This is a genomic window from Sphingomonas sp. JC676, assembly GCF_014489075.1.
Classification (GTDB): Bacteria; Pseudomonadota; Alphaproteobacteria; order Sphingomonadales; family Sphingomonadaceae; genus Sphingomonas.
This window is the reverse complement of the sequence record NZ_JACTGR010000001.1, coordinates 141,299-166,641: the sequence shown is the minus strand read 5'-3', so window position 1 is coordinate 166,641 and position 25,343 is coordinate 141,299. Positions and strand designations below refer to the sequence as shown.

The following is a 25,343-nucleotide window of genomic DNA, read 5'->3' as shown; positions in this document are numbered from 1 at the left end:
CGCCGTGTCCTGCGTGACTTCCCGGCGGGCGGGGCGTTGCTATAGTACGCCCGATGACGCCATCCACACCCGCGCCCCGCCATCGGCTCCGCTCGATCCTGGGGGGATCGGCGGGCAACCTCGTCGAATGGTATGACTGGTATGCCTATGCCGTGCTCGCCAGCTATCTGGCACCGCATTTCTTCCCGGACAACGCCGCCAAGGACCTGAACGCCTGGGCGGTGTTCGCGGTCGGCTTCTTCATGCGGCCGATCGGAGGTTGGCTGATGGGGGTCTATGGCGACCGGCGCGGGCGCAAGGCCGGGCTGACGCTGTCGGTGACCTTGATGTGTGTCGGATCGCTGATGATCGCGCTGACGCCGGGCTATGCGGAGATCGGCTGGCTGGCGACGGCGTCGCTGATCGCGGCGCGGCTGCTCCAGGGGCTGTCGCTCGGCGGTGAATATGGCGCGAGCGCGACCTATCTCTCGGAGATGGCGGGCAAGCGGCACCGCGGCTTCTTCTCCAGCTTCCAATATGTGACGCTGATATCGGGTCAGCTCGTCGCGCTGGTAGTGCTGCTGGCGCTGCAGTCCGCGCTGCCCGAAGCCGAGCTGAAGGAATGGGGCTGGCGGATTCCCTTCGCGGTGGGCGGCGTGCTCGCGTTGCTCGTCTTCTGGCTCAGGCGGCGGCTCGCCGAGACCGAGAGTTACGAGAAGCGCGACACTGCGCAGAAATCGAGCTTCACTGCCTTGTTCCTCCAGCATCCGCGCGAGGCGGCGGTGGTGATGCTGCTGACCGCAGGCGGCACGCTCGCCTTCTACGCCTATACGATCTACCCGATCGCCTTCCTCAAGAAGACCGCTGGCTTTTCGGACGCGGCGGCGACGCAGGTCAATGCGGCGGCTCTGTTCGTGTTCATGGCGATCCAGCCGCTCGCGGGCGCGCTGTCCGACCGGATCGGGCGCAAGCCGCTGATGGTCGCGTTCGGCGTGCTGGGCGTGCTGCTCACCTATCCGATCTTCGTGGCGCTGGAGGGCGTGCGCGACGGGCTGACCGCGTTCGCGCTGATGACCGGGGCGCTGGTGATCGTCACGGGGTACACGTCGATAAATGCGGTGGTGAAGGCGGAGCTGTTCCCGGCGCATATCCGAACGCTCGGCGTGGCTTTGCCCTATGCGCTCGCCAATGCGATCTTCGGCGGGACCGCGCCTTATGCCGCCTTGTGGTTCAAGGATGCCGGCTGGGAACGCGGCTTCTATTGGTATGTCACCATAATGGTTGGAATTTCGCTGGCAACCTATCTCGGGATGCGCGACACCGCGAAGCATTCGCGGATATTGGAAGACTAAAGGATCATGCCCCCGCCGCCGCGTATCGCAAGAACGCGACCGATCGAATCGAACAGCGCATCCATCGCGACCGGCTTGAACAGCACGTCGTCGGCGCCGATCGCTAGGCAGCGCTCGCGCAGGTCCACCGCGGTGTCCGCCGTCACGACGATGATTGGCAGCTCGGCCTTGGCGTCGCCGCGGGCGCGGATCAGGCGGATCGTCTCGAAGCCGTCGGTGCCGGGCATGCGCAGATCGACCAGGATGACGTCGAAGGTTTCGGCATCGATGCGCGCAAGGCCTTCCTCTGCCCAGGCTGCCTCCGCCATGGTGGCTCCCGCAACGTCGAGCATGTCCTTCACGACCCGACGGTTCATCGGGTCGTCCTCGATGAAGAGAATATTCATCGCCGGCCGCCTGCGCGAACCGTGGATACCTGAGCGACCTTCTTTTTCATTAGGTGTGCTATTGCGCTAAGCCGCTTGAGACACAAGCGGGTCCGCCCCTCCCCCCGCCGAATTTTCCTTGCCCCCTGGAATGAGTGCCTCGACCAGCGCAGCGCTAGCAATGGGCTTTTCTATCACTTGAGTGACCCCTGCGTCCAGAAGCTGTGATTGGATCTCAGCATTTGGCCTCAGCCACAAAATTGCGACCGGAATGCCCTGGGTGACGCCGCAGAGCGTCTTGAGTGCGTCGAAGGGGTCGGTTTCGCCCGCTTTGAGCGTGGCTTCGTCGATCAGCAGCCGGGTGACGCCGCCGGATTCGATCGTCGCAGCCGCCTCTTCGGGGCTCGCTGCGAAGCAGAGCCGGGCGACGCGTGGCTCGAACAGGGTGCGCAACATGCTCCGCGCGATCGGATTGCGATCGAGGATCAGCATCGTCCCGCCGCTCTTCGCCTCGCCCGCCGCTTCGGCGGGGGCTTCGGCGGGGACGAGCGGCAAATCGATGGTGAAGCTCGAGCCTTCGCCGGCGGTGCTCGTCACCGAGATGTCGCCGCCCAGGGCGCGGGCGAGATTGCGGCAGATGGTGAGGCCCAGGCCGGTGCCGCCGAATTGGCGCGTGGTGCTGGCATCGACCTGGCGGAAGGATTCGAATATCTCTTCGAACTTGTCCTCGGGGATGCCGATGCCGGTGTCGCTGATCATCAGCTTGAGCCGGCGCGCATCGCCCTCGCCTTCGTCGACCGCACGCAGAATGACGCCGCCGCGTTCGGTGAACTTGATCGCGTTGGAGAGCAGATTGAAGACGATCTGGCGCAGGCGCCCGGCGTCGCTTTCGATCCAGCAGGGAGCGTGCGTAAGTTCGAGGCGGAAGGAAAGTCCCTTGGCGCGCGCCTGCTCTTCCCAGATGCGTGTGAGCTCGTTGAGCGTCGCGCACAGGTCCATCGGGGCGGCATCGACCGTGAGGTTGCCTGTCTCCATCTTGGCGACGTCGAGAATGTCGTCGACCAGGCTGCGCATCGTGACGCCGGCGCCGTGGACGATGCCGATCCGGTCGCGCATCTCGGGCTTGAGCTTGGGGTCGGCGAGCATCACCTGGGTCATGCCGAGGATGCCGTTGAGCGGGGTGCGGATCTCGTGGCTGGTCGTCGCGAGGAATTCGGTCTTGGCCTTGAGTGCCTTTTCGAGCGCGATGTTGGTCGTGTTGAGCACGACGTTGGCGTCGCGGACCTGGTTGCGGCTGCGGCGGATGGTGATCAGGCCGAAGGTCAGCAGCGCGATCACGACCAGCGTCGCTCCGCCAAGGCTGAGGAGCAGCGTGCGCTGGAACTCGGCGGTCTTGCGCAACTGCTCGCTGGTGAGCTTCTGGATGGTAAGTTCCTGATTCGCATAGTCGAACCTGGCCGCCATCAGCGCCGCACTGTTGGTGGTCGCCACCTTGGAGGCCTCGTCGCTTAACCGCCGCACCGCTTCGAGATGGATCAGCGAGAGCTTGTTCTCGCCGAGCCCGCGAAAGATCCGATAGGCGTAGAGATGGGCCGTCCGAAAATCGATCGACGTGGTGGACAAATCGAGCCCGTCGAAACATTCATGGATCAGCCGGGCCGCGGTTCGATGATCGCCCTGATCCTCGGCGAGGCGGGCGGCGGTCGCCAGCAGCATGCGCCGCGAGCTGATCGTGTTATCGCCATTGGTCAGCGCGAATCCCTGATTGAGCGTGATCCGGGCCGCGTCGAAGTTTCGCGCCTCTACCTCGTTGCGGGCGAGATTGCTGAGCACCCGCACTTCGAGCACCGGCTTCGACAGATCGTGCGCGATTTTGAGCGCGCTGCGGAACTCAGCCTCGGCTTCGCCATAGCGCTCGAGCCCCATCAGCACATTGCCGCGGCTGTTGTGCAGCGACAACGACAGCATCGGATCGCCATCATAGGTGTTGGCTGCCTGACGATAATATTGCTCGGCCCGGCCGTCGTCATGCGCCGAGCTGTAGAGTGCGCCGATATTCTGAAGCGCAATCGCCTGGCTGCGGGGCTCCTTCACGTCGCCGAAGATGCGGTAGGCGGCCTGGAAGCTGCGCAGCGCATCAGCGGCCTTGTCTTCGAGCACGTACAGATTGCCCTGCGACATCAGCAGGTCGCCGCGCAGCTTGAGCGGCGTCTGGATCGGCTCGATCAGCTTGAGACCGTCGGCCAGCAGCCGGCCGGCGAGATCGGCGCGATTGGTGCGCAGCCGCGCCTCGCCCGCTAGCCAACGGGCAGTGGCGATCGCCAGCGTGCGCTGGCGCGGATCGGAAATGCCGGCCGCCAGCGTCTCGGCCTTGCGCGTATAAGCGAGCACGTCGGCCGGCGCTTCCATCATGCTGGACTTCGCACCGACGATGGCGTCTGCAATCGGTTTCGGAAATTCCGGCTCGGTCGCCAGCGCGGGTCCCGCTGCAACCAGACACAAAAGCGCAAGCATTATCCGCGCGAAGCGGCGTGATGCGCGCCTCACGCGCGCTTCCAGAAGCTCTCGGGCCGGACGAATGACGAATGGGCGCCACCGGTCGCCGAGAGATGCCCCTCCTGGGCAAGATAGGCGCGGAACGCGTCGATGGCGATTGGGCGCGATATCAGGAAACCCTGGACCATGTCGCAGCCCATCACGCTGAGCAGTGCCAGTGCGGACGGCGTTTCGACGCCTTCCGCGGTCACCTCCATTTCGAGCGCATGGGCGAGATCGATCGTCGAGCGGACGATCAGCGGATCGCGATTACTGCTCGTGAGCTGCATCACGAACATCTTGTCGATCTTGAGCTCCTTTGCCGGGAGCTGTTTTAGATAGGCGAGCGAGGAAAGCCCTGCGCCATAATCGTCGATCGCGAGGGTGACGCCGCTGTCGGCGAACATCTGGAGATGGCGGATCGCGCTCTCCGGATCGCGGATCACCGCGGTTTCGGTGATTTCGAAGCCGAGCTTGGCGTCACGGTTCTGCGATATGATCTTGCAGGTTTCCTCGACGAAGCCGGCATCGGCGAGCAGCATGCCCGAGATGTTGATGAACAACGGCATGTCATGGCCGTCGGCCGCGAGGATCTTCTGGTCCGCTATGACCTGGCGCAGCGCCCAGATCGTGAGCGCGCCGATCTCGCCCGCCTGTTCGGCGACCGAGATGAAATCGCCCGGCAGAATCAGCCCGCGCACGGGATGCTGCCAGCGCACCAGCGCCTCGGCGCTGGCGATCACCTGGCGGCGGACGTGCACCTTGGGCTGATATTGCAAGAACATTTCGCCATTGGCGATCGCGCGCGGCAATTCACGCATCAAGGTCAGCCTGTCGAACGCCAGATCGGTGCGCGACAGATCGAGCATGATTGTCTTGCCGTCGGTACGCGCCTGCTCGAGTGCCGATTCGGCGGCTTCTGTGAGGCGGACGTCGTCCCGATCGCCCGAAGGCGCGGCGGCGACGCCGAAATGCATCTGGAGTTGATAACGCTCGCCATCGAGATCGAGCGGGCTCTGGAAGGTCTTGCGAAGCTTCTCGACTTCCGCGGCGGCGGCCTCGGGCGTGCTGCATTCGAATTCGAACTCGACCAGCGCGCGGCCTGCCGTGACGATCCGCATGTCCGGGCACAGGCCGACGATGGTCTGGGCGACATCGAGTACCAGCGCGTCGGCGCGAGGCCGGCCCAGATGGCGGCGCAGCGTCGCGAAATTGGCGATCTCGCACTGGCACAGAATGCTCCAGAAACGCTGCTCGACGCGGCGATCGTTGCTGGTGCGGTGCCATGGCACGCGCCGGCGCGTGCGGAGCGGCATGTGGAGGTCGGCGCCATGTTCGGCGCCCAGAGGATCGGCGCGATCGGACACACCCGGCCCGTCGCAGCCGGCGGGTCCATTGGGATCCGCCGGTGCGCGCGAGGCGCCACCCGAGGGCGTCGAAGGCTCGATACGTGCCGACATCATCCATAGCGGTACGCCACAGGGCTCAACGAATGGTAAACAATCGTGTCGTTCCGAGACCATAGCAGCCTCGCCTCCGCAGTTTTCCGGATTGCTCGAGGGTTAATTTTACATTAACTGGTCGGATGCGCATCGCTGCGCACGATGGGAGAATAAAGATGTTCGCGTTCAACATTCTGTTCCGCGACGGCGCGACCGGCGAAGAAATTCGTCCGTTCTAACCGATCGCCACTTCCGGGCCGGCGGTGAGGCGTTCCCGATGTCGGAAACGCGCTGACCGGCCCGGACGGTTTAGTTTTTCCTTTTCCGCCCGCATCTTGCGGGTTTTTTTATGCCCGGCGTCCCGTTCCCCTGACGTCAGGACGGCTTGCCGCGGGGCGCAGTTACGCTAAGAGCCCACCAACCTAGCTACAGGGGATTCTTCGTGCGTATTGCTATGATCGGCACCGGCTATGTCGGCCTGGTTTCCGGCGCCTGCTTCTCGGATTTCGGTCACGAAGTCGTTTGCGTCGACAAGGATTCGCGCAAGATCGAGCTGCTGCACCAAAATGTGATGCCGATCTACGAGCCCGGGCTGGCCGAGCTGGTGGCCAACAATGTGCGTGCCGGCCGCCTGTCGTTCACGACCGATCTGGCCGAGGGCGTCAAGGATGCCGACGCGGTGTTCATCGCGGTCGGCACCCCTAGTCGGCGCGGCGACGGCCATGCCGATCTCTCCTATGTCTTCGCCGCCGCGCGCGAGATCGCCGAGAATCTGACTAGGCCCAGCGTGATCGTCACCAAGTCGACCGTGCCGGTGGGCACCGGCGACGAAGTCGAGCGGATCATCGCCGAAGTGGCTCCCGATAGTGGCGCCAAAGTAGTCTCCAACCCCGAATTCCTGCGCGAAGGCGCGGCGATCGAGGACTTCAAGCGGCCGGATCGCGTCGTGCTCGGGACAGATGACGAGGGCGCGCGCCAGGTGATGCGCGACATTTATCGCCCGCTGTCGCTCAACCAGTCAGCACCTTTGCTGTTTGTCGGCCGCCGCACTTCGGAGCTGATCAAATATGCCGCCAACGCCTTCCTGGCGGTCAAGATCACCTTCATCAACGAGATCGCGGACCTGTGCGAACAGGTGGGCGCCGACGTGCAGGAAGTGTCGCGCGGCATCGGCATGGACAACCGCATCGGCTCCAAGTTCCTCCACGCCGGCCCCGGCTATGGCGGCTCGTGCTTCCCCAAGGACACGCTGGCGCTGATGAAGACGGCGGCGGACAACGAGACGCCGCTCCGGATCGTCGAGGCGACCGTGCAGGTGAACGACGCCCGCAAGCGCGCGATGGGCCGCAAGGTCATCAAGGCGATGGGCGGCGACGTGCGCGGCAAGACCGTCGGCATATTGGGCCTGACCTTCAAGCCCAATACCGACGACATGCGCGACGCGCCGAGCCTGGCGATCATCGCAGCGCTGCAGGATGCCGGCGCGACGGTGAAGGCATATGATCCCGAGGGTTTCGAGCAGGCGCGGCCGCTGCTCACCAATGTCGAATTCTCCGAAAGCGCCTATGCCGCTGCCGACGGCACCGATGCGGTAGTGATCGTGACCGAGTGGGACGCGTTCCGCGCGCTCGATCTCGGCCGCATCGCGGCATCGATGAAGGCGCCGCTGCTGGTCGACCTGCGCAACATCTATCCGCCGGCCGAAGCCGCGCGGGCGGGGCTGAAGCTGGTCGGCGTGGGCAAGCCGGCAAAGCTCTGATCCCGGTGGGTATCCCCCGCTAAACATAAACTAGATCGCCGCGCCTCGCGCACCTTCCTAAATCGCCGTCCATGCTGCATCGAAGCACCATGGACGGCGATAGCGTTGGCATTGAAACAAGGGGCGGCCTTTCAACGCCTTCGTTGACGCACCTCCAGCGGCTCGAAGCCGAGAGTATCCATATCCTGCGCGAAGTGGTCGCCGAGGCCGAGAAGCCGGTGATGCTCTATTCAGTGGGCAAGGACAGCGCCGTGATGCTGCACCTCGCCAAGAAGGCCTTCTATCCGGCGCCCCCGCCCTTCCCGCTGCTCCATGTCGACACGACCTGGAAATTCCGCGCGATGTACGATCTGCGCAACAAGGCGGCGGCGGACGCGGGCATGGACCTGCTCGTCCACCACAATCCCGAGGCGCAGGAAAAAGGCATCAACCCGTTCGACCATGGCGGGCTCCACACCGACATGTGGAAGACCGAGGGGCTCAAGCAGGCGCTCGACAAATATGGCTTCGATGCGGCGTTCGGCGGCGCGCGACGCGACGAGGAAAAGAGCCGGGCGAAGGAGCGGATCTTCAGCTTTCGCACCGCGAGCCACCGCTGGGACCCCAAGCAGCAGCGCCCCGAACTCTGGCATCTCTACAATGCTCGCAAGAACAAGGGCGAGAGTATCCGCGTCTTCCCGCTCTCCAACTGGACCGAGCTCGACATCTGGCAATACATCCTCGCCGAGGGGATCGAGATCGTGCCGCTCTATTTCGCCGCACCGCGCCCGACGGTGGAGCGTGACGGGTTGCTGCTGATGGTCGATGACGATCGCTTCCGGCTGCGCCCGGGCGAGGTGCCGGTCGAGCGATCGATCCGTTTCCGCACCCTCGGCTGTTATCCGCTGACCGGCGCGGTGGAGAGCGCGGCCGACACACTGGAGGCGGTGATCCAGGAGATGTTGCTCACCACCACTTCCGAGCGCCAGGGCCGCGCGATCGATCACGATCAGGCCGCGAGCATGGAGAAGAAGAAGCAGGAGGGCTATTTCTGACCTCTTCCTATCGCCCCGATGCGCTGATCGCGTCCGATATCTCGGCCTATCTCGCCCAGCACCAGAACAAGACGCTGCTGCGTTTCATCACCTGCGGATCGGTGGACGACGGCAAGTCGACGCTGATCGGGCGGCTGCTCTACGATTCGAAGCAAATCTTCGAGGACCAGCTCTCCGCGCTGGAGAATGATTCGAAGCGCGTCGGCACCCAGGGCCAGGAGATCGACTTCGCCCTGCTGGTCGACGGGCTCGCCGCCGAGCGCGAACAGGGCATCACGATCGACGTCGCCTATCGCTTCTTCGCGACCGAGAAACGCAAGTTCATCGTCGCCGACACGCCGGGGCACGAGCAGTACACCCGCAACATGGTGACCGGCGCATCGACCGCCGACCTCGCGGTGATCCTGATCGACGCACGCAAGGGCGTGCTTACCCAGACCCGTCGGCACAGCTTCCTCGCGCACCTGATCGGCATCCGTCACATCGTGCTGGCGGTGAACAAGATGGACCTGATCGGCTATGACCGGGCCAGGTTCGACGCGATCGTCGAGGACTATCGCGCCTTTGCGAGCGAGATCGGCATCGAGGCGTTCACCGCGATCCCGATCTCGGGGTTCAAGGGCGACAACATCACCGCGCTGTCGGCGAACACGCCTTGGTACGTCGGCCCCACGCTGATCGAGCATCTCGAAACGGTGGATGTCGATGCCGAAGCGGATCGCGCCAAGCCGTTCCGGATGCCGGTGCAATGGGTCAACCGGCCCAATCTCGACTTTCGCGGCTTTGCCGGATTGGTCTCCAGCGGCACGATCCGGCCTGGGGATGCAGTACGCATCCTGCCCTCGGGCAAGACCAGCACCATCTCGCGCATCGTGACGATGGACGGCGATCTGGACGAGGCGGTCGCGGGCCAGTCGGTCACGCTGACATTGGCCGACGAAGTCGATTGCTCACGCGGCGACGTGATCGCCATCGCCGATGCGCCGCCCGAGGCATCCGATCAGTTCAAGGCGACGATCGTCTGGATGGACCAGGCCGAATTGCTGCCCGGTCGCGCATATTGGCTCAAGCTCGGCACCCAGACGGTAAGCGCGCTCGTACGCGCACCCGATTACGCGATCGACATCAACACGCTGGCGCGGACCTCGGTCAAGACGCTCCAGCTGAACGATATCGGCACCGCGGAGATCGCGACCGACCGCACGATTGTGTTCGAGCCCTACGCGGACAATCGCGACCTCGGCGGTTTCGTCGTGGTCGACAAGCTGACCAACGCCACGGTCGCCGCGGGCATGCTGCATTTCGCGCTGCGCCGCGCGCAGAACGTGCATTGGCAGGCGATCGAGATCACCCGCGAGGCGCATGCCCAGCAAAAAGGGCAGAAGGCGCGGCTGCTCTGGTTCACCGGGCTCTCGGGCTCGGGCAAGTCGACGATCGCCAATATGGTCGAGAAGCGGCTCCACGCGCTGGGCAAGCACAGCTTCCTGCTCGACGGCGACAATGTCCGCCACGGGCTCAATCGCGACCTGGGTTTCACGGACCAGGATCGGATCGAGAATATCCGTCGCATCGGCGAGGTCGCCAAGCTGATGACCGATGCTGGGCTGATCGTGCTGACCGCATTCATCTCGCCCTTCCGCGCCGAGCGCGATATGGTGCGATCAATGCTGCCCGAAGGCGAATTCTTCGAGATCTTCGTCGACACGCCGCTGGCGCTGGCGGAGGAGCGCGACGTGAAAGGTCTCTACAAGAAGGCGCGCGCCGGCGAGATCGCCAACTTCACCGGCATCTCCAGCCCCTATGAGGCGCCGGCGAACCCCGAAATCCGCATCGACACGACCAAGGAGACGCCCGAGGCGGCGGCCGAGCGCATCGTCGAGCTGATCATGGGCACCTGGAGTCCGGTGATTTGACCGACGCAGAACTCGCCCGCGATCTGGCCACCGATGCCGGCAAGCTGCTGCTCGTCATCCAGGGCGAATGCGCCGGCGGCGCGCGCGGCGACCGCGAGGCGAATGTACTGATTCTCGACCGGCTGCGCGCCGCGCGGCCCGACGATGCGATCCTTTCGGAGGAATCGGCCGACGATCTGGCGCGGCTGAAGGCGCACCGGGTGTGGATCGTCGATCCGCTCGACGGCACGCGCGAATTCGGCGAGCGGCGCGAGGATTGGGCGGTGCATGTGGCACTGGCGATCGACGGCGCGGCGGCGGTGGGCGCGGTCGCGCTGCCGCGGCTGGGCGTGACCATCTCGAGCGACGCCCCGCCCCCGCTACCGCCCGCGCACGTCCCGCCGCGGATGCTGGTCAGCCGTTCGCGCCCGAGCAAGCTCTGCGAGGACGTCGGCGCCAAGATCGGCGCGATCCATCTCGGCATGGGATCGGCGGGTGCCAAGGCGATGGCGGTGGTACGCGGTGAGGCGGAGATCTACCTCCACTCCGGCGGCCAGCACCAATGGGACAATTGCGCGCCGGTCGCGGTTGCATTGGCTGCCGGGCTCCACGCCTCGCGGATCGACGGATCGCCGATCGTCTATAACCGTGAAGGCACCAGCATCCCGGACCTGCTGATCTGCCGCAAGGAATGGGCGCAGCGCGTGCTGGATACGGTGCGCGCCTGCGGTCCCTGATCGCGCACCCGGGATTTCCCGGAACAGGGATTTCCCGGAATGGGGAACACCTGAATGAACATGCAGCTATGATTTGGCTAAAGGCCGGTTCGCGGGCGCTTCCGTCCTCCCGGAAGCCCTGCCAGTAAAGCGAGCGCCACGCGTCTGTTCCTTCGGAACGGGTTGCGCGCTCGGGGAACGAGCCGAAGCCGCGCAGAAGATCCCTCTAGCGGCTTCGGCTTGAAACCTCCGGCGACGCGCCGCTCGATTGCCTTCCGCAACACCGCTGGTGACCGTTTTGAAAGCCGTTGTTGCTAAGCAATGTTTCGCCGTTGATTTGAAGCACATACCGGCTAGGTAAGGAACAGATGCCTCTCCGAGCGCGCCACGCCCCATGATCGAAACGCAAGCGGGACACGAACCGCTTCCCGTGGGGGAAGACGAGTTCCGCCTGATTGCGGACAGCGCCCCCGTGGCGGTGTGGGTCACGCGGCTCGATCGGCGCCGCAGCTTCGTCAACCGCGCCTATGTCGAGTTTCTGGGCATATCGTACGACGAAGCGCTCGAATTCGATTGGCGCGCGATCATCCACCCCGTGGACGCGCCACGGCTGCTCGCGGAATCGGTCGCGGGCGAGGCCAGCCTCCAGACCTTCGAACTCGAAGGACGCTATCGCAGCAACAAGGGCGAATGGCGCTGGCTGCACTCGACCTCGTCGCCGCGCTGGGACGCGCAGGGGTGCCATATCGGCTTTATCGGCGTTGCCCATGACATCACCGAGGCGAAGGAAGCCGAGCTGTCACTGCGCGAGCGCGAGGCGCAGCTATCGGCGTTCATCAGCCAGGCAACGGCGGGCTTCGGCCAGGTCGATCTCGATGGCCGGTTCACCCTGGTCAACGACCGTTTCTGCGAGATCGCCGGCTGGAGCCGCGAGGAACTGCTGAGCCGCACGATGCAGTCGATCACCCATCCCGACGATCTCGGCCGCAACCTTGGGCTGTTCGAGCGCGCGGTGCGCGACGGCACGCCGTACACCCATGAGAAGCGCTATATCCGCAAGGACGGCAGCCTCGTCTGGGTCAACAATTCGGTGTCGGTGATCCGCCGCCCCGATGGCGAGCCGTTCGGCGTGCTGGCGGTGACGATCGATGTGACGCAGCGGCGCGAGGCCGAGGCGGCGCTGCGCAAGAGCGAGGAGAGCCTGCGGCTCGCGACCGAGGGCGCCGGCATGGCGACCTGGGAACTCGACCTGCAAACCCTCGAAGGCGAATGGTCACCCAATCGCTTCGATCTGCTCGGCATGCCGCGCCGAAAGAAAAGTCAGGGCAGCTTCGACGAATGGCTGGAACGAGTGCATCCCGCCGATCTCGATCGGGTCCGCGAGACCGCGCTGCGCTGCATCCGCGAAGCGGTGCCGTACACGATCGAATATCGCATCTGCCGGGCCGACACCCATCAGGAGCGCTGGCTGCAAAGCCATGGCAGCCGCATCGACTATCTCGACGACCGGCCCAGCCGTTTCGTCGGCGTGTCATTCGACGTGACCGACCGCAAGCGCGCCGAGGACGAGCTGCGCGACAGCGAGACGCGGTTCCGCACGATCTTCGAACAGGCCAACGACTATCTGATCACCACCACACTCGATCAGAAGATCACCTCGGTGAATCCGGCCGTGCTCGCGGCGCTCGGCTATGCCGAGGCGGAGGTCGTCGGGCGATCGATCGCCGATTTCATGGACCCCGACCAGTTTGCCGTGAGCATGGGAGCGTTCAGGCGAAAGCTGGCCGAAGGCGGCACGACGCGCTTCATGGTCAATGTCCGCGCCAGGGACGGCCGCCAGCTTTTCTGGGAGATCAACTCGCAGCTCACCGCCGATGCCGAGGGCAAGCCGGCCGGCCTCCACGCGATCGCCCGCGACATGACCGAGGCGCGGCGCAACGAGGCGCATCTGCGGCTGCTGGTCGACGAGCTCAACCACCGCGTGAAAAACACGCTGGCGATCGTCCAGGGCATTGCCCAGCAGAGCTTCAAGGACGATGCCGATCCGGCCATGTCGCGGCGCGCGTTCGAAGGGCGGCTGGCCGCGCTGTCCGAGGCGCATAACCTGCTCACCCGCGAACATTGGGGCGCCGTCTCGATGACGCAGATCATCGGTGACGCGGTTGCTCCGCATGGTGGTGATACGGGCCGTTTCACGCTCGACGGACCCGATCTCGCGATCCTTCCCAAGACCGCGATCAGCCTGGCGCTGGCGATCCACGAACTGGCAACCAACGCGGTCAAGCATGGCGCGCTTTCGCGACCGCGAGGCCATGTCGCGATCCGCTGGGCTCGCACCTCGCGAGACGGCTCGGCGCGGCTCTCGCTGGTTTGGGAGGAGCGCGGCGGTCCCATGGTTGCGGCGCCGACGCAGCGCGGCTTCGGCACGCGGATGATCGAGCGCGGCCTTGCGGCCGAGCTGGCGGGAACGGTGACGATCGACTTCCAGCCCGAAGGCGTGGTCTGCACGGTCGACGCGCCGCTGCCCGAGGGCGCGGAATGAACGAGTTCGGCCCGCTGCGCGTGCTGGTGGTCGAGGATGAGCCCGTGGTGGCGATGTGCCTCGAAGACATATTGGACGCGTTGGGATGCGTGCCCGTCGGCCCTGCGGGCCGCTTGTCCGAAGGTCTGGCGCTGGCCGAAAACGAAGCACTCGACGCCGCGATCCTTGACATCAACCTGGCCGGCGAGCGCAGCACGCCGATCGCCGAGGCATTGCGCGCGCGCGGCGTGCCCTTCGCCTTCGCCAGCGGCTATGGCGCGACGCCGGAAGGCTTTACCGGCGGAGCGCCGCTGATCGAAAAGCCCTATGGCGAGCGCGATATCGCCACCGTGCTGCGGACGCTGCTCGGCTAGCCGCCTATTCGACCGTCACCGACTTGGCGAGGTTGCGCGGCTGATCGACGTCGGTGCCCTTGGCGACCGCGACGTGATAGGCGAGCAGCTGCACCGGCACCGCGTAGACGAGCGGCGCAATCAGCGGGTGGACCTTGGGCATGGTGATCGTCGCCATGCACCCCTCGCCCGCCGCCTGGACGCCGTCATAATCGGAGATCAGCACGACCTTGCCGCCCCGCGCCTGCACCTCCTGCATGTTCGACACGGTCTTGTCGAACAGCGGACCCGAAGGGGCGATGACGATGACGGGCACATTGTCGTCGATCAGCGCGATCGGCCCGTGCTTCATCTCGCCGGCGGCATAGCCTTCGGCGTGGATATAGCTGATTTCCTTGAGCTTGAGCGCGCCTTCCAGCGCCAGCGGATAATCGGTGCCGCGGCCGAGATAGAGCACGTCGCGCGCGCTGGCGATCGTGTGCGCCATCGCCTCGATCGATTCGTCATAAGCCAGCGCGGCATTAAGCGCCGCCGGCGCCTCAGCGAGATGCTTGACGATCGTCTTCTCCTCGGCGGGGCTCAGCTTGCCCTTGGCGCGCGCGAGATTTGCCGCGAGCGCCGCGAGCACCGCGAGCTGGCAGGTGAACGCCTTGGTCGAAGCGACCCCGATCTCGGGACCGGCATGGGTCGGCAGCAGCAGGTCCGCCTCGCGCGCCATCGAGCTGGTGGGGACATTGACCACCACCGCGATCGTCTGGCCCTCGGCGCGGGCATGGCGCAGCGCCGCGAGCGTGTCTGCGGTCTCGCCCGACTGGCTGATGAAGAGCGCCAGGCCGCCCTCCTCCATCACCGGCTCGCGGTAGCGGAACTCGGAGGCGACATCGAGATCGACCGGCACCCGGGCGAACTGCTCGAACCAGTATTTGGCGACCATGCCGGCATAGAAGCTAGTCCCGCACGCGACGATGGTGACGCGCTTGACGGACGAAAGATCATATTCGGGGATCGGCAGGGTGACGCGATCCTCCATGCGCTGGAGGTAGGAGCGCAAGGTCTGGGCGACGACGATCGGCTGCTCGTAGATCTCCTTGAGCATGTAATGCCGGTGATTGCCCTTGGAGATCAGCTCGCCGGTGACGCCGGAGATGGTGATCGGGCGCTCGACGGGAGTATTGTCCTTGTCGAAGATCTGCGCGCCGTCATGCGTGATGACGACCCAGTCGCCCTCCTCCAGATAGGCGATGCGCTGGGTGAGCGGCGCCAACGCGAGCGCGTCGGAGCCGAGATAGGTCTCGCCCTCGCCATAGCCGACGACCAGAGGCGAGCCGAGCCGCGCGCCGATCAGCAGCTCGGGATGCTCGCGGAACAGGATGGCGAGCGCGAAGGCGCCGTGGAGCCGCGGCAGCACCTCGGCGACGGCTTCGGCGGGCGCCATGCCGTTCTCGACCTTCTCGCTGACGAGATGCGCGACGACTTCGGTATCGGTCTCGCTCTCGAACTTGCGGCCGCGCGCGAGCAACTCGTCCCGCAGCGTCTTGAAGTTCTCGATGATGCCGTTGTGGACGAGGGCGACTTCGCCGGTGGCGTGCGGGTGCGCGTTGTTGGTGGTCGGGCCGCCATGCGTCGCCCAGCGGGTGTGCGCGATGCCGGTGGTGCCGGGCAGCGGATGCGCGGCGAGTTCCTCGCCGAGATGGACGAGCTTGCCCGAGGCACGGCGGCGCTCGATCCGGCCCTCGAAATCGGTGGCGATGCCCGCCGAATCATAGCCGCGATATTCGAGCCGCTTCAGGCCGTCATACAGCCGCTCCGCGACGTCTTCCTTGCCGACGATGCCAACGATGCCACACATTTCAAATATTTCCTCTGCCGCTTCAGTGCGGGAAATTGGTGTCCACGAAGATCTGCGTGAATTCGCCCGGATCGGGCTCGCGTCCGTTGGCGGCGGCGAACTTGCCCCTGCCCTTCTCCCAGACGTCGCGGATGGCACCCTGCATGCCTTGGGGGAACTGCATGCGATCGGCGACGATCGCTCGCCACGCGCCCGTCGCCCCGAAGGTCTCGCGCAACTTCGGCTCCATCGCCGTCAATGCCGCGTCGCTCTCCGCGTCGAGATGCCCGATCGAATCGAGCACATAGCAATCGAGCAGCTTCAGGAACGGCTTTCCGGCATAGCGATCGGTCATTACTTCGCCTTCTTCGCCAGCATCAACTCGCGGAAGCGCTTTGCCCAGCCAGCCTTGATGGTGGTTGACGCGCGGGTGACCCCGAGCGCGTCGGCCTCGACGTCGCTGGTGATCACCGATCCCGCGCCGATGATCGCGCCGTCGCCGATCTTCACCGGAGCGACCAGCGCGCTGTTCGAACCGATAAAAGCGCCCTCGCCGATCTCGGTGCCGTATTTGAAGAAGCCGTCATAGTTGCAGGTGATCGTGCCTGCGCCGATATTCGCACCCGCGCCCACCCGGGTATCGCCCAGATAGGTGAGGTGGTTGGCCTTGGCGCCCTTGCCGAGCACCGCCTTCTTCATCTCGACGAAATTGCCGACGCGCGAGCCTTCTTCGAGTACCGCGCCGGGTCGCAGCCGCGCATAGGGACCGACCGAGACGCCGGTGGCGATCGTGGCGCCCTCGATATGGCTGAAGGCGTGGATCACTACCTTGTCCGCCACCTCGACGCCGGGGCCGAACACGACGTTCGGCTCGATCGTCACGTCGCGGCCCAGCTGCGTGTCATGCGCGAACCATACCGTCTCGGGCGCGATCAGCGTGGCCCCGTCCACCATCGCCTGCTGGCGGCGGGCGTGCTGCCATTCGCTTTCCAGCGCGGCGAGCTCGCCCCGGCTGTTGACCCCGGTGACCTCGGTCGCCTGGGTCTCGATGACGGCCGAGGCGCGCCCGTCCCCCGCGGCGATATTGACGATGTCGACCAGATAATATTCGCCCGCGGCATTGGTGTTGCCGACACGGGCGAGCAGCCCGAACAGATCCGAAGCGCGCGCCGCCATCAGGCCGGAATTGCACAAAGTCTCGGCGCGCTCCTCGGCGCTCGCGTCCTTGAACTCGACCATCTTGACGATGCGGCCTGAGGGATCGGCGATCACGCGGCCATAGGCGCCAGGATCGAGCGGGCGGAAGCCGAGCACGACCACCGCCGGATTGTCGTTGCCGTGGAGCCGCTCCAACATGCGGTGCATCGTCGCGGTCGAGACCAGAGGCACGTCGCCATAGAGGATCAGCACATCGCCATCGAAGCTGGCCAACGCCTCCTTCGCCTGGAGCACGGCATGCCCAGTACCGAGCTGTTCGGCCTGGTGCACAGTCTCGGCGCCGTGGGAGGCAACCGCCGCCTCGACCTGCTCACGGCCGGCGCCGACCACCACCACCTCGCGCGCGGCACCCAGCGCCTTCACGCTGTCGATCAGGTGCAGCAGCATCGGCCGCCCGGCGATCGGGTGCAGGACCTTGTGCGTATCGGATTTCATCCGCGTGCCCTTGCCGGCGGCAAGGATGATCGCGGCGATCGGTGCAGTCACTTGAGGCCTCCGTGGATGGCTCCCCCTGCCACGATAAACTTGCCATTTCCATAGCGATGCTGGCAGGCGGCCCGGCATGTCCGCTTTCCCCTTCGACATGGTCGGATTCGACCTCGACGGCACGCTGCTCGATACCAGCGCCGATCTGGCCGCCGCGCTCAATCACGCGCTGTATCTCGTAGGCCGGGCGCCGCTGAGCGTCGCTCAGGTGATGCCGATGGTCGGGCGCGGCACGCGGTTCATGCTCGAACGTGGGCTGAAGGCGACCGGCGGCAGCGATCCGGAGATGCTGGAGCGGCTCTATCCCGAACTGCTTGCCTATTACGACACGCATATCGCGGACGGTACCCTCCCCTATCCGGGACTCATCGAGGCATTGGATGCACTTGAGGCGCGCGGCGTGACGCTCGCGATCGTCACCAACAAACTGGAGCGCCTGGCGGTGAAGCTGGTCGAGACGATGGGCCTGGCCCAGCGCTTCCGCACCGTGATCGGCGGCGACACGATGGGGCCGGGCAACGCCAAGCCCTCCGCCGCGCCGATCCTCGAGATGATCCGCCGCTGCGGCGGCGGGCGCGCCGCGTTCGTCGGCGATTCGATCTTCGACATGGGCGCCGCGCGAAACGCGGGCATCCCCGCCATCGCGGTCAGCTTCGGGTTCCCGATCCAGCCCTTGGAAGAGTTGGGAGCCGACGCCGTGATCGATCATTTCAACGAGCTCGTTCCGACGCTCGAGCGAATGGGTGCCGATGCCTGAGTTTGCCGTTTAGCTGATCGCAGGATCGGCGATTGCTTGCCGATCGCCATCGGAAGATACTCGCGGAGCATCTCTTTACGGAGGCTGACATGCTTTGGCTCGCCGCACTGCTGACGATGGCGCCGATCCAGACTGCACCTGCTATCGTCCCGACCGTCACGAAGGAAGCCGACGGCACCTCGACGCTGGCAATGGAGATGACGGTCGAGGCACCCGCCGCCGCCGTCTGGCAGGCTGTCGCCACGCCCGAGGGATGGCGGCGCTGGGCCGCGCCCGTGGCGCGGATCGTCCCCGGCGAGGAGGACATGCTCGAGACGAGCTATGCGCCCGACGCCAAGCCGGGCGACGCGACGACGATCCGCCAGCATTTCGTCGCCTGGATTCCCGGCCGCATGCTCGCTTTCCGCACGGTCAAGGCGCCGCAGGGTTTTCCCAACTTCGAGGCCTATCGGAAGGTCATCACCGTCTTAGAGCTCATGCCCGCGGGCCCGGGCCGCACCCGCATCGTGCTGACCGCGGTCAATTATCCGGACACCGAGGCGGGCCGGCAGCTGCTGGACTTCTTCCGCCAGGGCAATGCCGAGGCGATGGCCAAGCTGCGCGAGGCGCTGGCCAAGCCCTAGGCCGGCCGATAGCCCTTGCGCCATTTGGTCCACAGGTGCCGCGCGAGCATCAGCGGCGGCATGCGCAGCCAGTGCGAGCGGATGTAGAACCCAAGCTGGGTGAACTTGCGCGTCGAGCGACCCCAGCCGTCGCGCGCGGTAAGGCGGCGGACGAACAGCGCATCGGAGCGTTGCGATACGAGGCTGACCCTGATCGGGCTCGTATATCCCTTGACCGGCGTGCCGTAGAGCGCGGCGGCGAGACGGAATGCCCGAACCACCGCCGGCAGCAGCCCATGCGGCCAAGCCTCTTCATAGACGTTCAGGCAGAAATCTTCGTCGCGCTCCGAGAATTCGCGAACCAGCCGATCGATGTCCCAGAGGTTCCGCATGCCACCCGCCAGGTCGCCGTCGGCGATCAGATGCGCCACGGCATGGATCACCATGTCCTCCGGGCGTAAAATGCACATGCCCCTTGCAGGCATGTCGCTATCGGCATGGCGATGTTCCCAAACGGGCAGGCCGCTTTCCAGCATGATGCTGGCGGAGATCAGCCCCGCCGCATCCGGGGTGATCCGCGCGGTCAGCGGCAGAATCGTGTGATGGACGTCGATCATCTTGTCGCGGTCGCGGTGGATCAGCGGCGGCAGCTCGTGCATCCATTGCCGGTAATAGGCATCGTCATAGGGATCGGGTTTCACCCATTCCCAGCCAGCGGCGAGCAACGCGGTCTCCGCCTCCTCGATCCGTTCGCGCGGCACCAATATGTCGAGATCGCCGATCGCGCGGCCCTGGCTCGGCGACAGGCCGGCGGCGGCATAGGCGGTGCCCTTGAGCAGAACGACCGGCATGTCGAGCCCAGCGAGCGCCCGGCGCGCCATCTCGGCTTCCCACAAGGCTGCGGTGCGGCCCTGCTCGGCAGAGGCGATAGCGTCCCTGACCAGACGCGCGGCGGCATCCGGCATCGCCAGCCCGTCGATCCGGTGCGCGAGCGTGCCGATCAACTGCTCGGCGCGGGCGACGGCGAAGAGCGCGGTCCATTCCGGCCCGGTCAGGCTCTCCACCCGCACCGGTTCGCGCAATACTGCAGCGAGAAGCAGCGCAGGGTTCATGCCAGCGCCTCCACCATCGCGATGGCGGTCTCGGCATCGGGATAGTCGATCGCCCGCGACGGCACGCTCTGCACCAGCCGGGTCAGCGCATCGAAACCGCGTTCGGCCAGATTGACGTAGTTGGTCGAGGACTGGGTGAGCCGGACGAACGCCTCGCTCGGCAGCACCGGCCGCTCGGCAGCCTCGAAGCCGAAGCGGGGGAACAGCAGCAATGCGGGTTCGGCGGGCTCGGCCATCGCGGCGATGGCGCGGGCATCGGGAACGAGATGGCGCAGAATGCCCTTGGGGGTGCCCAGCAGCATCGGTCCGAACCGGCCCTGCGGCACGGCCTGCTCGGTGACCGGGATCGCCTCGTTCTTCAGGCTGATCAGCCGCGGAAAGGCGTGCGCCAGCCCGGTGGCGGGGTCGATCAGCACGAACTCGTCGCCCATCAGCCGCCAGCCCCGCGCCATCAGCAGCGCCGCCAGCGTCGACTTGCCCGCACCCGAGATGCCGGTCATCAGCACGGCTCGCCCGTCCCGCTCCACCGCCGATGCATGGAGCAGCAGATAACGCCTGAGCCCCAGCGCCATCTGGAGGTTCATCCCCATCTCGGCGGCGAGCAACCCCTGGGCGAGCGGCAGCGGCGCGGCATCGGGGATGACGAAATCGCCGCCAATATCCACCGAGGGCCGCAGTACCCTGCGCCACGGCCGCGCGGCGAAGAGGTGGACGTTGAAATCCGGGATGCCGTCGTCCGGCCTGGGATAATCGGCGTACAGATCGTCGATCGCGGCAATGGGTCCGCGCCAGTCGCTGCCGATACGGAAGCCGATCGGACCGATGCGGACCGCGGTCACATGCCGCATAGCCGCTCCACCAGTCCCGCCGCTACGAGCTCGTCGAGCCGCACGACCAGCGCCATCGGATCGGGATCGCCCAGCTCGAACTGCTCGGCCAGCCGATCGAGCAGAGCCGCCGAAGTCAGCGCCTCGTCGTCCAGGGCCTCGAGGATCTCGGGCACGGGCGCATCGACGATATGGGTGATCCCCGAAGCGCGGTGATAGATCAAAGTCAGCGCATCGAGCGGGACGATGCGCAGCGTCGAAGGCAGCGCGGCACGATAGCGGACGGAGGTCACGGCCTCAGCCGCGCGGCATCTGCAGCGAAGCGAAGCAGGTGAAGCCGCTGGTACCCGATTGCAGGCGGCGGATATAGTTGGTGTAGGCGCGGCTGCTGTCGGCATCGGTACCGGGCAAGGTGCCGCCCGCCAGCGCACGCTTCACGTCCTCGCCCTTGAACGCCACGCCCGGCGGCGCAAAGGCACCCGGCGTGCCCGCCGGGACCAGGGTACCGTCGGCGGCGATATAATTGCCCGCACGGCCGGGATCGGGAACCGGGATCTCGCAGGTCATAACCGATGCGCTGGTCTGCGCCAGCGCCGGACGGATCGAAACGATCGCCGAGACGCCGGCTGCGCCCAGCATCAGCGCGCGGCGGCGCGTGGCGCGCGGTTCCTGGTGTTGTTCGTCCATAGCCCATTGTCCTGCGCCCGGGGACGTTTCGCAATCGTAAATCGGGGCTCGCTATGGGACAGGCTTGCGCTAGAAGGCGGCCATGCCCTCTTCTCACGGCATTCGTGCATTCCTCGCGCTTGGCCTTGCTGCCCTGACCGCGCTGGTGAGCCTGCTCATCGGTGGCGATGTGCAGGTGAGCCTGGTGGTGCTGGTCGGCGCGGTTGCCGCGACGCTGATCGCGGCGAGCAGCGAGACGGACGTGCCAGCGTCGATCGTCGAGCCTGTGCCACAGGCGAGTGGACCGGCGGTCGGCGAAGTGATCGACGCGATCGCCGAACCGGTGCTCGTGATCGATGCCAATCGCGTGATCGAGGCCAATCCGGCGGCGCGCGCGCTGCTGGGCCAGCATATCCTGGGCGAGGATGTGCGGCTGGCGATCCGCCACCCCGCCGCCGCCGAGCGGCTGCTCGATCCGACCGATCAGTCTCCCGCCGCGCCTATCCATCTCGTCGGCCTGGGCACGCGCGATCAGCGCTGGGAGATGCGCGTGCGTACGCTCGAGAACGGCCAGCGCATCGTCCATCTGATCGACCGCACCGGCAGCTACGCCACCGAGCGGATCCGCGTCGATTTCGTTGCCAATGCCAGCCACGAGTTGCGCACGCCGCTCGCCTCGCTGCTCGGCTATGTCGAGACGCTGCAGGACGATGCGGGCGACGACCCCGCGACGCGCCAGCGCTTCCTCAAGATCATGCACGATGAGGCGCGACGGATGCAGCGTCTGATCGACGATCTGATCTCGCTGTCGCGAATCGAGGCCGAGAAATATCGCGCGCCCGCGGACACGATCGCGCTTGGCGACCTGATCGAGGAAGTCTGCATCGAGCTTTCGGGCGCCGCACGCGCTGCCGACCTGGTGACCGAGGTGGAGGAAGTGCCGCCGGTGCGCGGCGACCGCGCGCAACTGAGCCAGCTCGTCCACAATGTCGTCGGCAATGCGATGAAATATGGCAAGCACGGCACGCCGGTGACGATCGTGCTGCGCCGCGAGGGCGATGCGATGGTCCGCCTGACCGTCGTCGATCAGGGCGAGGGCATTCCACCCGAGCATATCCCGCGGCTGACCGAGCGCTTCTATCGGGTCGATTCCGGCCGCAGCCGCTCGCTCGGCGGCACCGGGCTGGGCCTGGCGATCGTCAAGCATATCGTCGAGCGCCATCGCGGGCGGATGGATATCGCCAGCACCGTCGGCAAGGGCACGACGGTGTCGGTACTACTCCCCATCCAGCGGATGTCATGAAGACGTAACGCTGCTGCCGGAAGGGGATATCGTACGGGTGCTGGGCGACCCGGCTTCCTCAGCGTATTCCACGTCCTCTGACAGGAGATGGCGATGCTTGGCCGGTTGGCTCTATTGGCGCTCCCCATGCTCGCACTTTCGGCGTGCGACGGGAGCTCGTCTCGCGAGATTCGCGCGGTAGGTTCCTCGACGGTCTACCCCTTCACCACCGCCGTGGCGGAGGCGTTCGTCAACGCCAAGAATGGCCGCAAGGCCCCGGTGATCGAGTCGATCGGCACGGGCGCGGGCATCAAGCGCTTCTGCGAAGGCGTCGGCTCGCAATTCCCCGATATCGCCAACGCCTCGCGCCGCATCAAGCGCACCGAATATGACAAGTGCCAGGCGAACCATGTCGGCGAGATCATGGAGGTCGTCATCGGGATGGACGGCATCGCGCTGGCCGAATCGAACAACGGCCCGAAGATGTCGCTCACCAAGAAGGACATCTATCTGGCGGTCGCGGCGAACCCGATGGGCAAGCCCAACACCAACAAGACCTGGAAGGACGTCAATCCAGCGCTGCCAGCGATCCCCATCCAGGTGATGGGCCCGCCTTCCACCAGCGGTACGCGCGACGCGTTCGTCGAGCTCATCCTCGAGCCGGGCTGCCTCGAGGCGTTCCCGGAGGCAAAGGACCTGAAGACCGCGAGCGATCCCGCCCAGTTCGACAATGCCTGCCGCCGCATCCGCGACGACGGCCCCTATGTCGACAAGGGCGAGAACGACAATCTGATCGTCCAGGGCCTGTCGCAGAACCCGAATGCGCTCGGCCTGTTCGGCTACAGCTATCTCGAGGAGAATCAGGGCCGCGTGCACGGCGTGCCGATCGACGGCGTCACGCCGAAATACGAGACGATCGCCAACGGCAAGTATCCGGGCGCCCGCCCGCTCTATCTCTACGTCAAGAAGCGGCACCTGAAGGCGGTTTCCGGTCTCCAGGACTTCTTGGCGCTCTACGCGACGATGTGGGTGCACGACGGTCCGCTGGTGAAACGCGGGCTGATCGCTTCGCCGCAAAAGCTGAGCAACCGCATGGCCGAGGTTATCCAGCTCGGCCTTGCGCTCGATCCCGCCGAGTTGCACTGAGCGCGAAGACGAAATTCCGGGGTCGGCCGGAGAATAACATCGAAATGGTCACCGGGTGAATTTCTACGCGCTACTTTTCCTGATTGTCGGGCTGGGGCTGATCGGCTGGCTGACGGCCCGGGCACGGGCCGCGCGTTTCGATCGCGGCATCCACCGCCGCCTCCATTCGCTACCGTCGCAGCATGGCTGGTATGTCGCGATGTGGACAGTGCTGCCGGCTTTGCTGTTCCTCGCGATATGGAGCGCGGTCTCGCCCGGACTGGTGCGCGAGGCGGTGCTGCAGCATCCGGCCGCCGCGCAGCTCTCGAACTTCGAGTTCGAGCGCGACGCCGTGCTCGCCGAGGCGCGCCAGATCTCCGAGGACCCCTATGCCGACGGCGACGCACTGGCCCGGCAGCTCGCCCCGGCGATGGGCGCGGCGCGCGCGCGCTATGGCTGGATGGGCAGCGGGCTGGCGATCCTGCTCGCCTTTGCCGGGGGCGCCTTCGCCTATACCCGCGTCCGCGCCGGATTCCGCGCGCGGAGCCGGGTCGAGCGCGGGGTGATGCTGATCCTGCTCGTCGCGTCGCTGATCGCGATCCTGACGACGCTCGGCATCTTCCTGTCGCTGCTGTGGGAATCGCTGCGTTTCTTCTCGGTGGTATCGCCGGCCGAGTTCCTGTTCGGCACGCATTGGAGCCCGCAGGTGATCGATGCGGTGCATCCCGGCCAGTCGCTGGGCGCCGTGCCTTTGTTCTGGGGCACCTTCTTCATCGGCGCGGTGATCGCGATGATCGTCGCAATCCCGTTCGGGCTGATGAGCGCGATCTACCTCACTCAATATGCCCCGCCGCACGTCCGCGCTTGGATGAAGCCGATCCTCGAGATGCTCGCCGGCGTGCCGACCGTGGTCTATGGCTATTTCGCCGCGCTCACCGTGGCGCCCGCGGTGCGCGATTTCGCGGTGTTCTTCGGCTATACCTATGCTTCTTCCGAAAGCGCGCTCGCCGCGGGGCTGGTGATGGGGGTGATGATCATCCCGTTCGTCTCCTCGATGGCCGACGATTCGATCGCCGCGGTGCCCACCGCGATGCGCGACGGCAGCCTGGCGATGGGCGCGACCACCAGCGAAACGATCAGCCGCGTGCTGCTGCCCGCAGCACTTCCCGGCGTGGTCGCCGGCGTGTTGCTCGCGGTCAGCCGCGCGATCGGCGAGACGATGATCGTGGTGATGGCCGCCTCCGGAGCGGCGAACATCACGCTCAACCCGTTCGAAAGCGCGACCACCGTCACCAAGCAGATCGTCGACCTGCTCACCGGCGACACCGAGTTCGACAGCCCCAAGACCCTCGCGGCCTTCGCGCTGGGCCTGACCCTGTTCGTTATCACCCTGTTGCTCAACGTGGTCGCGCTGCGCGTCGTCAAGCGGTACCGGGAAGCCTATGAGTAAGTTGCCCGCCTCCCCGCTGCCGGCCGAGCGCGCGCCGACCGA

At 65.9% G+C, this 25,343-nt stretch carries 22 protein-coding genes; 12 read left to right on the top strand and 10 right to left on the bottom strand.

Annotation, left to right across the window (positions count from 1 at the left end):
* Positions 1-53 precede the first annotated feature (53 nt).
* On the top strand, positions 54-1,331 hold the full coding sequence (locus IAG41_RS00780) for an MFS transporter (protein ID WP_187726692.1): 1,278 nt from the start codon (positions 54-56) through the stop codon (positions 1,329-1,331).
* Here IAG41_RS00780 and IAG41_RS00775 read toward each other — a convergent pair.
* The 3 genes from IAG41_RS00775 to IAG41_RS00765 form a co-directional block, all read right to left on the bottom strand.
* A complete protein-coding gene (locus tag IAG41_RS00775) occupies positions 1,328-1,717 on the bottom strand; it encodes a response regulator (protein ID WP_187726691.1) in 390 nt (129 codons plus the stop codon). The two genes, IAG41_RS00780 and IAG41_RS00775, sit on opposite strands and share 4 nt — an antisense overlap.
* A 66-nt stretch (positions 1,718-1,783) precedes the next feature.
* Positions 1,784-4,108 carry an ATP-binding protein gene (locus IAG41_RS00770; RefSeq protein WP_262408410.1) on the bottom strand — a complete coding sequence of 775 codons (2,325 nt, stop codon included), beginning with the start codon at positions 4,106-4,108 and terminating at the stop codon, positions 1,784-1,786.
* Between the two features lie 131 nt (positions 4,109-4,239).
* A complete protein-coding gene (locus tag IAG41_RS00765) occupies positions 4,240-5,694 on the bottom strand; it encodes a putative bifunctional diguanylate cyclase/phosphodiesterase (RefSeq protein WP_262408409.1) in 1,455 nt (484 codons plus the stop codon).
* Positions 5,695-6,115: 421 nt separating this feature from the next.
* Here IAG41_RS00765 and IAG41_RS00760 point away from each other — a divergent pair, with 421 nt between their 5' ends.
* The 6 genes from IAG41_RS00760 (at position 6,116) to IAG41_RS00735 (ending at position 13,969) form a co-directional block, all read left to right on the top strand.
* Positions 6,116-7,432 carry a UDP-glucose dehydrogenase family protein gene (locus tag IAG41_RS00760; protein ID WP_187726689.1) on the top strand — a complete coding sequence of 439 codons (1,317 nt, stop codon included), beginning with the start codon at positions 6,116-6,118 and terminating at the stop codon, positions 7,430-7,432.
* Between the two features lie 89 nt (positions 7,433-7,521).
* A complete protein-coding gene (gene cysD / locus IAG41_RS00755; protein ID WP_187726688.1) occupies positions 7,522-8,466 on the top strand; it encodes a sulfate adenylyltransferase subunit CysD in 945 nt (314 codons plus the stop codon).
* Entirely contained in the window at positions 8,463-10,379 is a 1,917-nt protein-coding gene (gene cysN, locus IAG41_RS00750) for a sulfate adenylyltransferase subunit CysN (RefSeq protein WP_187727803.1), read from the top strand. Before cysD ends, cysN begins: the two co-directional genes overlap by 4 nt.
* Positions 10,376-11,095 carry a 3'(2'),5'-bisphosphate nucleotidase CysQ gene (locus IAG41_RS00745; protein ID WP_187726687.1) on the top strand — a complete coding sequence of 240 codons (720 nt, stop codon included), beginning with the start codon at positions 10,376-10,378 and terminating at the stop codon, positions 11,093-11,095. Before cysN ends, IAG41_RS00745 begins: the two co-directional genes overlap by 4 nt.
* Before the next feature lie 373 nt (positions 11,096-11,468).
* Positions 11,469-13,616, top strand: a complete 2,148-nt coding sequence (locus IAG41_RS00740; protein WP_187726686.1) for a PAS domain S-box protein — start codon at positions 11,469-11,471, stop codon at positions 13,614-13,616.
* Positions 13,613-13,969: a response regulator gene (locus tag IAG41_RS00735; RefSeq protein ID WP_187726685.1), complete on the top strand. Its 357-nt coding sequence runs from the start codon at positions 13,613-13,615 to the stop codon at positions 13,967-13,969. The genes IAG41_RS00740 and IAG41_RS00735 overlap by 4 nt, the downstream gene beginning before the upstream one ends.
* Before the next feature lie 4 nt (positions 13,970-13,973).
* On the opposite strand, the gene glmS is transcribed toward IAG41_RS00735, so the two are convergent.
* The 3 genes from glmS to glmU are packed head-to-tail and all read right to left on the bottom strand — an operon-like array spanning position 13,974 to position 17,480.
* Positions 13,974-15,797 (bottom strand): glutamine--fructose-6-phosphate transaminase (isomerizing), encoded by a 1,824-nt coding sequence (glmS, locus tag IAG41_RS00730; protein ID WP_187726684.1) that lies wholly within the window; start codon positions 15,795-15,797, stop codon positions 13,974-13,976.
* Between the two features lie 22 nt (positions 15,798-15,819).
* Positions 15,820-16,131, bottom strand: coding sequence for a hypothetical protein (locus tag IAG41_RS00725; protein WP_187726683.1), 312 nt, complete (start codon positions 16,129-16,131; stop codon positions 15,820-15,822).
* Positions 16,131-17,480 carry a bifunctional UDP-N-acetylglucosamine diphosphorylase/glucosamine-1-phosphate N-acetyltransferase GlmU gene (glmU, locus tag IAG41_RS00720; RefSeq protein ID WP_316251059.1) on the bottom strand — a complete coding sequence of 450 codons (1,350 nt, stop codon included), beginning with the start codon at positions 17,478-17,480 and terminating at the stop codon, positions 16,131-16,133. Before glmU ends, IAG41_RS00725 begins: the two co-directional genes overlap by 1 nt.
* Positions 17,481-17,556: 76 nt before the next feature.
* On the opposite strand from glmU, the gene IAG41_RS00715 reads away from it, so the two are divergent.
* Together IAG41_RS00715 and IAG41_RS00710 are read left to right on the top strand one after the other, a co-directional pair.
* Positions 17,557-18,237, top strand: coding sequence for an HAD-IA family hydrolase (locus IAG41_RS00715; RefSeq protein ID WP_187726681.1), 681 nt, complete (start codon positions 17,557-17,559; stop codon positions 18,235-18,237).
* 89 nt (positions 18,238-18,326) lie between these two features.
* Complete coding sequence (locus IAG41_RS00710; RefSeq protein ID WP_187726680.1) at positions 18,327-18,860, top strand: SRPBCC domain-containing protein; 534 nt, start codon at positions 18,327-18,329, stop codon at positions 18,858-18,860.
* On the opposite strand, the gene IAG41_RS00705 is transcribed toward IAG41_RS00710, so the two are convergent.
* From IAG41_RS00705 to IAG41_RS00690, 4 genes are read right to left on the bottom strand one after another with little or no spacing between them, the layout of a single operon-like run.
* Positions 18,857-19,951, bottom strand: a complete 1,095-nt coding sequence (locus IAG41_RS00705) for a nucleotidyltransferase family protein (RefSeq protein WP_187726679.1) — start codon at positions 19,949-19,951, stop codon at positions 18,857-18,859. The two genes, IAG41_RS00710 and IAG41_RS00705, sit on opposite strands and share 4 nt — an antisense overlap.
* Positions 19,948-20,799, bottom strand: coding sequence for an HprK-related kinase A (locus IAG41_RS00700; protein ID WP_187726678.1), 852 nt, complete (start codon positions 20,797-20,799; stop codon positions 19,948-19,950). Before IAG41_RS00700 ends, IAG41_RS00705 begins: the two co-directional genes overlap by 4 nt.
* Positions 20,787-21,071, bottom strand: a complete 285-nt coding sequence (locus IAG41_RS23050; protein ID WP_316251058.1) for an HPr-rel-A system PqqD family peptide chaperone — start codon at positions 21,069-21,071, stop codon at positions 20,787-20,789. Before IAG41_RS23050 ends, IAG41_RS00700 begins: the two co-directional genes overlap by 13 nt.
* Before the next feature lie 4 nt (positions 21,072-21,075).
* A complete protein-coding gene (locus IAG41_RS00690) occupies positions 21,076-21,465 on the bottom strand; it encodes a hypothetical protein (RefSeq protein WP_187726677.1) in 390 nt (129 codons plus the stop codon).
* Between the two features lie 82 nt (positions 21,466-21,547).
* Between IAG41_RS00690 and IAG41_RS00685 the strand changes: the two genes are divergently transcribed.
* The 3 genes from IAG41_RS00685 (at position 21,548) to pstC (ending at position 25,301) form a co-directional block, all read left to right on the top strand.
* Entirely contained in the window at positions 21,548-22,747 is a 1,200-nt protein-coding gene (locus tag IAG41_RS00685; RefSeq protein ID WP_187726676.1) for an ATP-binding protein, read from the top strand.
* 93 nt (positions 22,748-22,840) lie between these two features.
* Positions 22,841-23,872 carry a substrate-binding domain-containing protein gene (locus IAG41_RS00680; protein ID WP_262408408.1) on the top strand — a complete coding sequence of 344 codons (1,032 nt, stop codon included), beginning with the start codon at positions 22,841-22,843 and terminating at the stop codon, positions 23,870-23,872.
* 55 nt (positions 23,873-23,927) lie between these two features.
* Positions 23,928-25,301 carry a phosphate ABC transporter permease subunit PstC gene (gene pstC, locus IAG41_RS00675; protein WP_187726674.1) on the top strand — a complete coding sequence of 458 codons (1,374 nt, stop codon included), beginning with the start codon at positions 23,928-23,930 and terminating at the stop codon, positions 25,299-25,301.
* Positions 25,302-25,343 lie beyond the last annotated feature (42 nt).